Source organism: Polaromonas sp. P1_G2, assembly GCF_056405515.1.
The window spans coordinates 1-12605 of the sequence record NZ_JBFUBY010000136.1 but is presented as its reverse complement, the minus strand read 5'-3'; the positions used below and the strand labels follow the sequence as shown (position 1 = coordinate 12605).

Annotated in this window: 14 protein-coding genes and 1 pseudogene; 7 read left to right on the top strand and 8 right to left on the bottom strand. The window is 65.0% G+C overall.

Annotated elements, in window-relative coordinates:
• Nucleotides 1-888 (bottom strand): CTP synthase (locus AC1D0P_RS14890; RefSeq protein ID WP_477677451.1); only part of this gene is annotated, 888 nt, incomplete at its 3' end.
• A gap of 187 nt (nt 889-1075) precedes the next feature.
• On the opposite strand from AC1D0P_RS14890, the gene coaBC reads away from it, so the two are divergent.
• The 4 genes from coaBC to AC1D0P_RS14870 all read left to right on the top strand — a co-directional run bounded on the left by coaBC (nt 1076) and on the right by AC1D0P_RS14870 (nt 4008).
• A complete protein-coding gene (coaBC, locus tag AC1D0P_RS14885; protein WP_477677450.1) occupies nt 1076-2380 on the top strand; it encodes a bifunctional phosphopantothenoylcysteine decarboxylase/phosphopantothenate--cysteine ligase CoaBC in 1305 nt (434 codons plus the stop codon).
• Nucleotides 2377-2811: a hypothetical protein gene (locus tag AC1D0P_RS14880; protein ID WP_477677449.1), complete on the top strand. Its 435-nt coding sequence runs from the start codon at nt 2377-2379 to the stop codon at nt 2809-2811. Before coaBC ends, AC1D0P_RS14880 begins: the two co-directional genes overlap by 4 nt.
• A gap of 3 nt (nt 2812-2814) precedes the next feature.
• On the top strand, nt 2815-3261 hold the full coding sequence (gene dut / locus AC1D0P_RS14875; RefSeq protein ID WP_436155214.1) for a dUTP diphosphatase: 447 nt from the start codon (nt 2815-2817) through the stop codon (nt 3259-3261).
• Nucleotides 3262-3459: 198 nt separating this feature from the next.
• Complete coding sequence (locus AC1D0P_RS14870; RefSeq protein ID WP_477677448.1) at nt 3460-4008, top strand: outer membrane lipoprotein; 549 nt, start codon at nt 3460-3462, stop codon at nt 4006-4008.
• 55 nt (nt 4009-4063) lie between these two features.
• Here the strand turns inward: AC1D0P_RS14870 and AC1D0P_RS14865 are convergent, their stop codons facing one another.
• Entirely contained in the window at nt 4064-4588 is a 525-nt protein-coding gene (locus AC1D0P_RS14865; protein WP_477677447.1) for an FKBP-type peptidyl-prolyl cis-trans isomerase, read from the bottom strand.
• A gap of 14 nt (nt 4589-4602) precedes the next feature.
• On the opposite strand from AC1D0P_RS14865, the gene AC1D0P_RS14860 reads away from it, so the two are divergent.
• The 3 genes from AC1D0P_RS14860 (at nt 4603) to AC1D0P_RS14850 (ending at nt 6825) form a co-directional block, all read left to right on the top strand.
• The gene (locus tag AC1D0P_RS14860) at nt 4603-5817 is read left to right on the top strand and encodes a cupin domain-containing protein (protein ID WP_477677446.1); all 1215 of its coding nucleotides are present in this window, start codon (nt 4603-4605) and stop codon (nt 5815-5817) included.
• Between the two features lie 46 nt (nt 5818-5863).
• Nucleotides 5864-6376, top strand: coding sequence for a hypothetical protein (locus tag AC1D0P_RS14855; RefSeq protein ID WP_477677445.1), 513 nt, complete (start codon nt 5864-5866; stop codon nt 6374-6376).
• 248 nt (nt 6377-6624) lie between these two features.
• Nucleotides 6625-6825: a hypothetical protein gene (locus AC1D0P_RS14850; RefSeq protein WP_477677444.1), complete on the top strand. Its 201-nt coding sequence runs from the start codon at nt 6625-6627 to the stop codon at nt 6823-6825.
• A gap of 76 nt (nt 6826-6901) precedes the next feature.
• Here the strand turns inward: AC1D0P_RS14850 and AC1D0P_RS14845 are convergent, their stop codons facing one another.
• The 6 genes and pseudogenes from AC1D0P_RS14845 to AC1D0P_RS14820 form a co-directional block, all read right to left on the bottom strand.
• The gene (locus AC1D0P_RS14845) at nt 6902-7675 is read right to left on the bottom strand and encodes an MBL fold metallo-hydrolase (RefSeq protein WP_477677443.1); all 774 of its coding nucleotides are present in this window, start codon (nt 7673-7675) and stop codon (nt 6902-6904) included.
• A 45-nt stretch (nt 7676-7720) separates the two neighbouring features.
• Nucleotides 7721-8815 carry an outer membrane protein assembly factor BamC gene (gene bamC, locus AC1D0P_RS14840; protein WP_477677442.1) on the bottom strand — a complete coding sequence of 365 codons (1095 nt, stop codon included), beginning with the start codon at nt 8813-8815 and terminating at the stop codon, nt 7721-7723.
• A gap of 85 nt (nt 8816-8900) precedes the next feature.
• The gene (gene dapA, locus AC1D0P_RS14835; RefSeq protein ID WP_477654205.1) at nt 8901-9785 is read right to left on the bottom strand and encodes a 4-hydroxy-tetrahydrodipicolinate synthase; all 885 of its coding nucleotides are present in this window, start codon (nt 9783-9785) and stop codon (nt 8901-8903) included.
• Between the two features lie 101 nt (nt 9786-9886).
• Complete coding sequence (locus AC1D0P_RS14830; protein WP_477677441.1) at nt 9887-10465, bottom strand: class I SAM-dependent methyltransferase; 579 nt, start codon at nt 10463-10465, stop codon at nt 9887-9889.
• A gap of 1 nt (nt 10466) precedes the next feature.
• Nucleotides 10467-11145 (bottom strand): annotated as a pseudogene (locus tag AC1D0P_RS14825) (SDR family oxidoreductase).
• A 297-nt stretch (nt 11146-11442) separates the two neighbouring features.
• Nucleotides 11443-12605 (bottom strand): MFS transporter (locus tag AC1D0P_RS14820; protein ID WP_477677440.1); only part of this gene is annotated, 1163 nt, incomplete at its 5' end.

The following is a 12605-nucleotide window of genomic DNA, read 5'->3' as shown; positions in this document are numbered from 1 at the left end:
GATGTGGACTTCGGTCTGCGGATGCTCGGTCTCGTAGACCAGGTCGTCCCAGCGCCTGAGGTTGGCGGGCGGCGTGTTGAGGCGCAGCTTGTCGCAGATCAGGCCGTCCAGGCCCTGCTCGTGCAGCATGCGCGGGACCTTGTAAATCGTGTCGACGTCCCACATCGAGATCACGCCCCATTCGGGAACGTTGGAGAACAGCGAAATTTTCTCGCGCTCCTCGTTGGGAATGCGGCGGTCGGCGCGGCACAGCAGCACGTCGGCCTGGATGCCGATCTCGCGCAGCTGCTTGGCGGTGTGTTGCGTCGGCTTGGTCTTGAGCTCGCCGGCGGCGGCGATCCAGGGGACGTAGCTCAGGTGCACGAAGGCGGTGTTGTTGGCGCCCAGGCGCAGGCTCATCTGGCGCACGGCTTCCAGGAAGGGCAGCGACTCGATGTCGCCGACGGTGCCGCCGATTTCGACGATAGCGACGTCGACCGCGTCGGGGGTTTCGTAACCGGCGCCGCGCTTGACGAATTCCTGGATTTCATTGGTGACGTGCGGGATGACTTGCACGGTCTTGCCGAGGTAGTCGCCGCGGCGCTCTTTTTCGAGCACGCTTTTGTAGATCTGGCCGGTGGTGAAATTGTTGGCCTTGCGCATGCGCGTTTCGATGAAACGCTCATAGTGGCCGAGGTCCAGGTCGGTTTCAGCGCCGTCGTCGGTCACGAACACTTCGCCGTGCTGGAAGGGCGACATCGTGCCCGGATCCACGTTGAGGTAGGGATCGAGCTTGATTAAAGTGACTTTGAGGCCTCGCGATTCCAGGATCGCAGCTAAGGAGGCTGAGGCGATTCCCTTGCCCAGGGAAGACACCACACCGCCGGTGACGAAGACAAATTTGGTCATGTCAGGTACGAACCGCAAGTTCGTAGAGGTGGTAAACGGAGATTATACGGGTTGCCCGCCGGGATACCGGCCGCAAGGCCATTGAATTTCGGGGCAAAGCCATTCCAGGCTTGCATGGCGGCTTGCGGGCCGGGCATGGCCAGCCGTTAAGCGTGTGGGGGCTTGTCTAGCTGATACATTGCGGAACATGACGAATCAAGCGACTCCTTTGGGAAACGGCGCAGACGGCGGTGAAGCCCTGGACCTGGCCGGCAAACACATCGTGCTGGGCCTGTCGGGTGGGATCGCCTGTTACAAGGCGGCCGAACTGTGCCGGGCCCTGATCAAGGCCGGCGCSACGGTACAGGTGGTCATGACCGAGGCGGCCGAACAGTTCATCACGCCCGTCACGATGCAGGCCTTGAGTGGCCGGCCGGTCTACACCAGCCAGTGGGACAGCCGCCCTTCCGGTGGGATGAGCAACAACATGGCGCACATCAACCTGTCGCGCGAGTCCGACGCCATCCTGGTTGCGCCCATGAGCGCCGATTTCATGGCCAAGCTGCTGCACGGGCGCGCCGACGACCTGTTGAGCCTGATGTGCCTGGCCCGTCCCATCGACAAGGTGCCGCTGCTGGTGGCGCCGGCCATGAACCGCGAGATGTACGCCCACCCGGCCACGCAGCGTAATTTCGTGCAACTGGACGCCGACGGCGCCACGGTGCTGGGCGTGGGCAGCGGTTTCCAGGCCTGCGGGGAGACCGGCGACGGGCGCATGCTGGAGCCCGAGCAGATCCTTGAGGACCTGGTCGCCTTTTTCGCGCCCAAGGTGTTGGCCGGCCGGCGGGTGCTGGTCACCGCAGGCCCCACCTACGAAGCCATAGACCCGGTGCGTGGCATCACCAACCTGTCCAGCGGCAAAATGGGCTTTGCCATCGCGCGCGCGGCGCGCGAGGCGGGCGCCGAGGTGACCGTGGTCGCCGGCCCGGTGAGCCAGCCCACGCCGCGCGGCGTGACCCGCGTCGACGTGCGGTCCGCGCAGCAGATGCTGGAGGCGGTGGCTGCGCGTGCCCAGGCCGCCGATGTTTTTATTGCCACGGCGGCGGTTGCCGACTGGCGGCCCGCCGCGCCCTCGGCCCAGAAAATCAAGAAAGACGGCTCCGGACAGGCGCCTCAGCTCGCGTTCACAGAGAACCCCGACATCCTGGCCACCGTCGCCCAATCGGTGGCGGCGCAGGCAGGCCGGCTTTTCTGCGTGGGTTTCGCTGCGGAAAGCCAGGACCTCGCGGAAAACGCCGAGGCCAAGCGCCTGCGCAAAAAAGTGCCGCTGCTGGTCGGCAACATCGGCCCCGACACCTTCGGCCAGGACCATAACGCGCTGCTGCTGGTGGATGCGCAGGGCAGCACGGCGCTGCCCCGGGCCTCCAAGCTCTTGCTGGCGCGGCAACTGGTCAGGGAGGTCGCGACCAGGATGGCGGCGGCTCCTTCCAAAGGAAAGGCGGCCGCACCGTGAACCTCCCCTCGAACACGCCGCCGGACGGCGATTTCGCCAGCTATGTGGAGCGCCTGACGCATGCGAATGCGTCGGCCGGCGCCCGTGAAGACCTGCTCAAGCCCCAGGAAAAGACTTCGCTTCGCGCCCCTTCTGCGTCTGCGGCAAGCGCCGCTACGCCTCCCGTCAAACCCGCCTCTGCTGTTGCTACCGGCGCTGCCTTTTTGACCCACGTCAAATGGGTGGTCGTCCTGTGGATCGCCACCCAGGTGCTGGATGAAGTACTGCCCGGCGCCGGTTTCCTGTTTCTGCCCGCGCTGCTGGTGTACGGCGCGTGGGCGATCTTTCAGGCCAACCGCCGGTCATCCGGCGCGCTGGTTCAGCGCCTGCGCGAACTGGCGCGGCAAGCCGCCGAAGAAGCTCAGAAAAATCAACCACCGAAGAAAAAATAGTTCATGCACATCGACGTCAAGATTCTCGACCCGCGCCTCCAGGACAATCTCCCCGCCTACGCCACGCCCGGCAGCGCCGGCCTGGACCTGCGCGCCTGCCTGGACGCGCCTCTCACGCTGGCCGCCAACGCCTGGCAACTGGTGCCCACCGGCATTGCCATCTACCTGCACAACCCGGGCTATGCCGCGCTGATCCTGCCGCGCTCCGGCCTGGGCCACAAGCACGGCATCGTGCTGGGCAACCTGGTGGGACTGATCGACAGCGACTACCAGGGGCAGCTGATGGTCAGCGCGTGGAACCGCAGCGACGTGCCTTTCACCATTGAACCCATGGAGCGCATCGCGCAATTGATGATCGTGCCTGTAGTGCAGGCGCAGTTCAATGTGGTCTCCGAATTCCCCGCCAGCGAGCGCGGAGAGGGCGGCTACGGCTCCACCGGCAAAGCCTGAGCCCGGCGCGCTGCGCGCCACTGTGCGGGAAATGGGTGGTGGGGGTTTTCCTACAACCCCTGCAACAAGCCTCCCACGCCGCCACAGGCCCAATCCTCACCCGGGATGGCCTGGGTCCCGTCCTTAATGGGTCATGAGAGTCCCCGTGCATGTGCATGCTGATGCCGGGATCTCATGAACTATCAAAAGGAGAGACTCATGCGAAACACATCCCGCTTTATTTCATCCGCTTCCGTGGTGCTGGCGCTGGCCGCCCTGGCGGCCTGCGCACCCATGAACCCTCCGCCGACGTCGGACGCGAACTACCCGCCGGCCTATCCGAACACCGCCAGCTACCCTAACCAGACCTATCCCGCCGGAACCTACCCGGCCGGAACCTATCCCGCCAACCAGCAGAACCGCTATGTCGAATACGGGCGGGTGAGCAACGTCGAAGTGTTTCGTACCCCGGAGCAAGCCAGGAGCTCAGGCATAGGTGCCATCCTCGGTGGTGTGGCCGGCGCGGTGGTGGGCCACCAGATCGGCGGCGGCACCGGCAAGGATGTGGCGACGGTTGCCGGTGCTGTGGGCGGCGCCGTGGCCGGCAATGCGATCGAAAGAAACCGCAATACCACGGTGCGTGAAACCTACCGCGTCTCCGTACAGCTCGACAACGGTACCGGCCGCGCCTATGACGTGCCGTCGACCGGCGACCTGCGTGTCGGCGACCGTGTGAGGATTGAGAACGGCCTGCTGTACCGGATGTAAGCAGCAAGCGGGGAGGGCGTAAAGGGCGGCTTCGTGCCGCCCTTGCGCTTTTGCCTTAATGCAAGGTGCCGCTGCCGGGCGTGAGCGGCTCGAGCTTGAAAAAGCCGGTGCCCAGCGAACCCTGGCCGATTTCCTCTTCGCTGGCTTCGCGCACGGACTCGACCTTGACGGCCAGCCGGATGGCGATGCCCGCCAGCGGATGGTTGCCGTCAAGCACCACATGGTCGGGGTAGATTTCGGTGACTGTGTAGATATGCTGCTGCGGCGCCGTCCCGCTGACGCCCTGCGGAAGGGCCGCACCGTCGAAGGTCATGCCTTCTTCGAGTTCGGCGGGAAAGACCTTGCGGGGCTCAAGGAACACCAGCTCTTCGTCATAGTCGCCAAAGGCGGTTTCGGGCTCCAGGTGCAACTCAAGTTTGTCGCCGGCTTCATGGCCTTGCAGCGCTTCCTCTATCTTGGCGAGGAGGTCATCGCCGCCCAGCAGGAACTCGATGGGTTCATCCAGTTCGTCCAGCACATCGCCCAGGGTGTCTTTCAGCGTCCATGTCAGGGCTACGACGCATTGCGGGGTGATTTTCATCCGACAATTGTCCCATGGATGTAAACCAATCTCTAGCGCTCCTTGCCGGCCTGAGCCCGGCGCAATTCATGCGCCGGCACTGGCAAAAAAAGCCGCTTCTCGTGCGCCAGGCCCTGCCCGGATTCCAGCCTCTGTTGAGCCGCGCGGCCTTGTTCAAGCTGGCCGCGAGCGAGCAGGTTGAGTCGCGGCTGATCGTCCAGCAGGCCAAGGGCTGGCGCATGAAGCAGGGGCCTTTAGCGCCGCGCAGCCTGCCGCCGCTGAGCCAGAAAGCCTGGACCTTGCTGGTGCAGGGGGTGGACCTGCATGACGCCGGGGCGCACGAGCTGCTGCAGCAGTTCCGTTTTGTGCCCGATGCGCGGCTTGACGACCTGATGGTCTCTTTCGCCACGGCGGGCGGCGGGGTGGGCCCGCACTTTGACAGCTACGACGTCTTTTTGCTGCAGGCCAGCGGGCGGCGGCGCTGGAAGATAGGCCGGCAAAAAGACCTGAGCCTGCAGGAGGATGTGCCGCTGAAGATATTGCAGAACTTCGAGCCCGAACAGGAGTTTGTGCTGGAAGCCGGCGACATGCTTTACCTGCCCCCGCGTTATGCGCATGACGGTATCGCCGAAGCGGCGGCTCCTGGCGACGGCAAAGCGGGCGACTGCATGACCTATTCGATCGGCTTCAGGTCGCCGGGACGGGGCGAGCTGGCGGCTGAGCTGCTGCAGCGCCTGGCGGAATTTAGCGAGGATGGCGACGGCGCGGATGTCCCGGCAGGACGTGCCCCCAAGGTGCCCGACATGTACCGTGATCCCGGCCAGGACGCGACGGCCACCCCGGCGGCCTTGCCCGCGGCCCTGGCCACCTTCGCGAGCCAGGCCGTGCAGGACGCGCTGAAAGACCCTCTGGCGCTGGCCTGTGTCCTGGGTGAATACATGACCGAACCCAAGCCCTCTGTGTGGTTTGACGAAGCCGCGGATGAATGGGATGCCGACGCCGCGAAGGCCGGCCGCATGGCGGTCAAGCTGGATGCGCGCACCCGGATGATGTATGACACCGACCACGTGTTCATCAACGGGGAGAGCTACCGCGCCAAAGGCGCCGACGCAAACCTGATGCGACGCCTGGCCGACGGCCGCGGCCTGGCGCCGCAAGACCTGCGCAAGGCCGGCGCCTCCGCGCTGGCGCTGCTGGGCGACTGGCACGATGCCGGCTGGCTACGGCAGGAGCCGCCCGCGGATTTCTGACCCGACCCATCATCATCTGTTTGCCACCCAAGGAAGGAGATGCTCCATGGACACCGAAACCTCATTCACCCAGCCGCAAGCCTTGCCGGAAGGCCGCTTCAGCGGGCGCACGGATTTTACGGACATGATTCGCCAGGCTTTTGCCGTGGCGGCGCAGCAGGGCTGGCGTGAAATCATCGTCTGCGACCCGGATTTCGAAGACTGGCCCCTGGGCGAGCGCGCGGTGGCGCAGGCCCTGAACGACTGGTCCAAGACCGGCCGCACGTTCACGATGCTGGCCGGGAATTACGACGAAGTGCTTCGTCGGCATGCGCGCTTCGTCACCTGGCGGCGGACCTGGGCGCACATCGTGGACTGCCGCGCCATCACGTCCGCCCCGGCCGACGACATGCCCAGCGCCTTGCTGGGCCCGGGCTGGGTTTTCGAGCGCCTGGACTTGCAGCGCTGCACGGGCATGGCCGGGTCCGAGCCGGCCCGCCGGGTGGCGCTCAGGGAGCGCATCCACGAGCGCCTGCTGAAAAGCTCCCCGGCTTTTCCGGCCACAACCCTGGGGCTTTAGGCGCAAGAATCAGCAGGCCGCAGGCGCCATGCGGTCGTGCTTCGTCGACTAAGGGTTTTCAGACTTGTAATATCCAGCATATAATTTAAAGCTGGGTAGAAAGAGCTCGAGTCCTTTCCCCGGTCAAAAATTACTTGAATTCCGGTTTGGGTTTTCTTTTGGCAATTTCCGGAAATTGTTTTCTTAAATATCACCAAGGATCGTAAAAATGAACAAGTCACTCGTTTTGGCAGCTATCGTCGCCGCTGTTGCTCTGGCTGCTTGCGGCAAGAAGGAAGAAGCTCCTGCGCCCGCACCTGCTGCAGCTGCTCCAGCACCTGCTGCTGAAGCTTCCGCTCCAGCCGCTGCCACGTCCGCACCTGCTGCCGCTGCTCCGTCTGCTGACGCTGCCGCCGCTGCCGCTACGACCGCTGCTGCAAGCGCTGCCAAGTAATTCTTCAGTGAATTGAAAAAAGCCGCCGCAAGGCGGCTTTTTTTATGCCCGCTGTTTTTCGCCTCGCCGTGTTCCCGGCGGGCGCCGCGGCTTCAAAGCGAAAGCCAGGGTGTACCGGTATCGGGTCTGGCCACCACGATATCGTCCGCGCCGCACGACAGCGCTTCAGCCATCAGCGTTTGCACCAGCGCCGGCCGGTTGTTCTGCGCGCTCAGGTGCGCGGCCACCAGGTGCCTGAACCGCCCATGAATGAGGCCGCGGGCAATCTCCGCCGCCGCGGCATTGGAGAGGTGGCCGTACTGGCCGCCCACGCGCCGCTTTAAAAAAGGCGGATACGACGATTGCGCCAGCATTTCGGTGTCATGGTTGCACTCCAGCATCAGGGCGTCACATGCCATGAGGTGCGACATGACATGCGCCGTGGCATGGCCCAGGTCGGTCAGGATGCCCAGCTTGGCCGAGCCGTCGGTGCAGGTGAGCTGCAAGGGCTCCCTGGCATCGTGGGGCACCGTGAAAGGCGTCAGTTGCAGGCCTCCCACTTCGATGGTTTTGCCGTCGCGCGCGATATGCAGCAGGCCGTCAAAGTCCGGCGCCCCGATGGCGKTATATGTGCCGTGGCTCATCCAGACCGGGATGCGGTAGCGCAGGGCGAGCGAACGGGCGCAGCCGATATGGTCGCCGTGTTCATGCGTGACGAACACGGCATGTATGTCCTCAGGCTGCAGTTCAGCTTCGCCAAGCCGGTAGAGCAAATGCTTGAGGCCCAGCCCGCAGTCGACGAGAACCCGCGAAGGCGCGATTCCCATTGCTTCGACRACGGCGGCATTGCCCGAACTGCCGCTGCCCAGGCTTTTGAACCTCAACATGGGTGTGGCAATTCGCGGCTGGGCGGTCCGGGCGGTAAGCCCGGATTACTTCAGGTCGTCGGCAATCACCTGCACGATGCGCTGGGCGTTGGCCGATGATTCCGCRGCGCCCTGGGCATTCAGGACGGACACCGTGGTGCTTTCGCCCTGGCTCTTGACGGCGATGCGGTATTTCAGGGGCGGCGTGGCGGCCGGCGAGCCGCTGAACAGCTTGCTGAAGAAGCCGGGTTCGGTCTTGTTGGCGACCGGCTCGACGTAGCGCACGAAGTAGGTGCCCTGGCTGCGGTCGCGATCTTCGACCGTGAAGCCCGTGCGGTCCAGCGCCAGGCCGACCCGGCGCCAGGCGCGTTCAAAGCCTTCGTCGATTTGCACAACGGGCACGTTGTTCACCGTGGCGATGCGCGAGGTCTGCTTGGCGGCGCCCGCGGCCACCAGGGCCCTGGACTGCTCTTGCGTCACGCCCAGCTTGACCATCATGCGGCGCAGGAATTCGGCTTCGAGTTCCGGGTCGGCGGGACGGGGCTGCCAGACCGTGCTGTCACCTGAGGCGGCGCTACCGGTCTTTCCACCGGTGACCACTTCAACCATGCCGCGATGGCTCACATAAATCTCGGTGCCGCCGTCGGGGCGGCGCTCCAGGCGCGTGCGGAACTTGTCGCGTTCGCCGGTGGAATACAGGCCGTCGAAGACCTTGCCCAGCGCGCTGCGGATGAAGTCCTGCGGCAGCTTGGCGCGGTTTTCYGCGAAGTCGGTTTCCATGATGCCGAGGTTTTCCTGGTCCTGCGCGAGCAGGAAACCGCTTTCGAGCCAGAAATCGCGCACAGGGCCCCAGAGTTTGTCGGCGGGCCGGTTCACGACCAGCCAGCGCTGGCTGCCCGCGCGCTCGATGCGCACGTCGCCGACATTGGCGGTGGCCGTCTGCACGGCCTGCGTGGGCTGGCCCACCTGGTAGCTGTTGGCGGAGACCGCCGTGCCGGGTACCACATAGCGGGTCTCGCGGCTGAGCTGGGTCAGGTCGGGAGGAATGTCCAGCGAAGGGCCCTTGGTGCCGCTGGATTTGTAATCGACGCGTTCGCCGTCCATCACATCCTTGAGGGAGGAGCAGCCGGCGAGCAGGCCGAGAGCCAGCAGCGCGGACACAGCCGCGGTGCTCCGGACTTTTGAAAATGCAGGACGTGTTGGCGATATCTTCACTTGGGTTCCCTTAAAAATCAGATCAGGCAAATCAAACCAGGCCGCAGGCGCGCAGGGCGCTTTCCACGGCCGCTTCGTTCGATGTCTCCAGCGGCGTCATCGGCAGCCGCAAGGTGCCGCCGCAAAGACCCATCCGGGCCATGGCCCATTTGACGGGAATCGGGTTGGCTTCGATAAACAGGTTTCTGTGCAGCGGCAGCAGCTTGAGCTGCAGTTCCATGGCGCGACGGGTGTCGCCCGCCACGGCGGCCACGCACAGCTCATGCATGAGCCGGGGCGCCACGTTGGCCGTCACGCTGACATTGCCCTGGCCGCCGCAAAGCATGAGTGCCACGGCGGTCGGGTCGTCGCCCGAATACACGGCAAAGCCCTTGGGCACTTCCTTGATCAGCCATTGCGCGCGCTCGATATTGCCGGTGGCTTCCTTGATGCCGACGATGCCGGGCACCTGGGCCAGGCGCAACACGGTGGCGTGCGCCATATCGGCAACGCTGCGGCCGGGCACGTTGTACAACACGGTGGGCAGGTCGCCGACGGCTTCGGCGATCGCCTTGAAGTGCCGGTACTGGCCTTCCTGCGTGGGCTTGTTGTAATAGGGGACGACCTGCAACTGGCAGTCGGCGCCCACCTGCTTGGCGAAGCGGGCGAGTTCGATTGCTTCGGCGGTGGAGTTGGCGCCGCAGCCGGCCATGATGGGCACGCGCTTTTTGGCTTGCTCCACCGAGACGCGGATGATTTCGCAGTGCTCCTCGACGTTGACGGTCGGGGATTCGCCGGTGGTGCCGACCACGCCTATGCAGTCCGTGCCCTCGGCGATGTGCCAGTCCACCAGTTTGCGCAGTGTCGGGTAATCTACGCTGCCGTCATCATGCAAGGGTGTTGCCAGTGCAACGATGCTGCCAGTAATGGGTTTCATGCTTTGCTTGTAAACGTTCGCGGCCGGGAGCTAGGGAAGGGGACTGGCCGGAATACCGCCAGGCCGGCCCAAAACGGCCAATCCTGCATTCTACCCAGAGCCTAGGGCAGTCCATAGCGCGGCGGGGCGGGCAAACCCGCAGTCGCGGGCGCTTCGCGGACCGCGGCAATGCGCTGGATAAACCGCGGCGGGCTCTCATGGAAACCCTCCTCGAAGGCCACCACCCGCAGCGCCCGGCAGGTTTCCAGCAATTCGCCGGTGCGCAGCAAAAAATCCGGCCGGGAGGGCTTGCCCACGGTCTCATTGCCTTGCGTAAAAGTTTCGTAAATCAGCACCCCGCCGGGCGCCAGGGCGGCCAGCAGCGTGGGCAGCAGGGGGCGCCACAGGTAGTTGGTCACGACGATCGCGTCGAATTGCCGGCCCGCGAAAGGCCAGGGGCCGGCTTCAATGTCGGCCACCACCGCCTCGCGGGCGGATGCGGGGATGGCGCCGGCGATGGCGTCCATCGCTTCCTGCGAGCGGTCCACCAGCACCAAAGGGTGGTTTCGCTGGTGAAACCAGCGGGCGTGGCGGCCATAGCCGCAGGCGACGTCCAGCACCACGCCGCGCTCGCGGACCAGGTGCGACCAGCGCTGCACCCAGGCGGCGGGCAATTCCGTTCCGTGCGGAGTGCTGCTCATATTAGAGGGGCTTTACGTCGTCCTTGAGCGCGGCCAGCGCCATGGACTCGACCCGGCCCGGCRCGATCAATTTGAGCCAGCGGCCCAGCTTGCCCTTGGCCGTCATGACGACTTCCCGGTCTCGGCGGGTAGGCGGTGGTCACGCTGACCCCGGCGCCCTTCATTTCGGCGCGCAGCGCCTCAAAAAATCCCACCATGGCGAATTTGGTGGCGCTGTAGGCCGTGCGGCCCGGCACGCCGATCAGCCCGGCCAGGCTGGAAACGGCCACGATGCTGCCGTGGCGCAGCTTCAGGTGGGGCAGGGCAGCGTGGGTGCACCAGACGCTGCCCCAGAGGTTGATGCGCATCAACTGCTCATACCAGCCCAGGTCCTGGGCCTTGACGTCCTCGAATAGCGCCTGCGCCGACATGCCGGCGTTGTTGACCAGGGCGTCGACGTGCCCGAAGCGCCCGATGGTGGCATCCACCAGGTGGCGGCATTGGGCTTCGATGGACACGTCGGTCTTGACGACCAGGGTTTGCGCGCCGTGCGCGGCGCATTGGCCCGCGACTTCATCAAGCAGCGTTTCATTGCGCGCCGCCAGCACCAGCGCGATGCCGGGGCCAAACGTTTTGGCCAGTTGCCGCGCCATTTCGGCGCCAATGCCGTCCGAGGCGCCGGTGATGATGATGGTTTTCATGGTGTTGTCCCCGTCTTCCTGGATTGCGCCCCATCGCCCTTAAATTCTGAATTCTYCTTGCTCCGGAGCTGCTCACAAAACCCAGCGAAGCGGTCCTGGCTAGGCGCGACGCCGCAGACAGTGCTMCAGCACGGCAAGGCGGCTGCAACAACGCCAGGAGGGTTTTTGAGCGGCTCCTAAAAGCAGGCCCAGATCTGATTTGCGAGTGTGAGAAGAAATTCCGGCCGTGTGTAGAGGGCAAACACCCCCAGCGACGCGATGACCGCGAGCGCCCACAGGCCGGCTTTTTTGGCCATCTCAGGCCCCTTGCGGCACGCCGGCGCGTGTGATCGGCGCCTCGCGCACCGGCAGGTTCACCAGGGCGGCAAACACGCCGAGCGCGATGGCGATGTACCAGACGATGTCGTAGCTGCCGGTGCGGTCATATAGATAGCCGCCCAGCCAGACGCCCAGGAAGGAGCCGATCTGGTGGCTGAAGAAGATGAAGCCGCCCAGCATCGACAGATGCTGGATGCCGAAGATCTGCGCCACCACGGCGTTGGTCGGCGGGATGGTCGACAGCCACAGCAGGCCCATCAGGCTGGCGAAGATGTAGACGCTCAGCGGGCTCAGGGGCGCCGCGATGAACACGGCGATCACCACCGCACGCGACAGGTAAATCGTCGCCAGGATTTTCCGTTTGGCGATTTTCTGGCCGAGCGAGCCGGCGATATAGGTGCCGAAGACATTGAACAGCCCGATCAGCGCCAGCGCATAGCTGGCCACCTGGGGCGACAGGCCCTTGTCCTTGAGGTAGCTGGGCATGTGCACGCCGATGAACACCACCTGGAAGCCGCAGACGAAGTAGCCCGCCATCAGCAGCTGGAAACTCGGGTACTTGAAAGCTTCGCGCAACGCCTGAGCGATGGTCTGCTCGCGTTTGGCGGGCTGGCCGCCGGCAAACCCGCCTTCGCGCAGGCCCAGCGCCAGCGGCGCGATCAGCAGCACGGCGCCGCTGAGCACCAGCAGGGCCTCTTTCCAGCCCAGGCCGCTGATCAGCAGGCCTTCGACCGGCACCATCAGGAACTGGCCGAAGGAGCCCGCCGCCGCAGCCACCCCCATGGCCCACGAGCGTTTTTCCGCCGAAATGTTGCGGCCTATCACGCCGTAGATGACGGCATAGGTGGTTCCAGCCTGCGCCGCGCCTATCAGCACCCCGGCCGTCATGGTGAACAGAAAGCCCGTGGGCGACAGCGCCATGCCCACCAGGCCCAGCCCGTACAGCAGGGCGCCGCCCACGATCACGCGGAAAGCGCCGAAGCGGTCGGCCGCCATGCCGGCGAAGATGCCGAACACGCCCCAGGACAGGTTCTGCACCGCCAGCGCGAAGGCAAAGGTTTCGCGCGTCCAGCCCTGGGCCTGGGTGATGGGCTGCAGCCACAGCCCGAAGCCGTGGCGTATGCCCATGGACAGCGTGACGA

Bases quoted from the DNA above. Each gene is read 5' to 3' on its own strand.
- dapA (WP_477654205.1), bottom strand. From the start codon at position 9,785: ATGAAACCCATTACTGGCAGCATCGTTGCACTGGCAACACCCTTGCAT.
- AC1D0P_RS14830 (WP_477677441.1), bottom strand. From the start codon at position 10,465: ATGAGCAGCACTCCGCACGGAACGGAATTGCCCGCCGCCTGGGTGCAG.
- AC1D0P_RS14865 (WP_477677447.1), bottom strand. From the start codon at position 4,588: ATGAAAATCACCCCGCAATGCGTCGTAGCCCTGACATGGACGCTGAAA.
- AC1D0P_RS14855 (WP_477677445.1), top strand. From the start codon at position 5,864: ATGGACACCGAAACCTCATTCACCCAGCCGCAAGCCTTGCCGGAAGGC.
- AC1D0P_RS14860 (WP_477677446.1), top strand. From the start codon at position 4,603: ATGGATGTAAACCAATCTCTAGCGCTCCTTGCCGGCCTGAGCCCGGCG.
- dut (WP_436155214.1), top strand. From the start codon at position 2,815: ATGCACATCGACGTCAAGATTCTCGACCCGCGCCTCCAGGACAATCTC.
- AC1D0P_RS14870 (WP_477677448.1), top strand. From the start codon at position 3,460: ATGCGAAACACATCCCGCTTTATTTCATCCGCTTCCGTGGTGCTGGCG.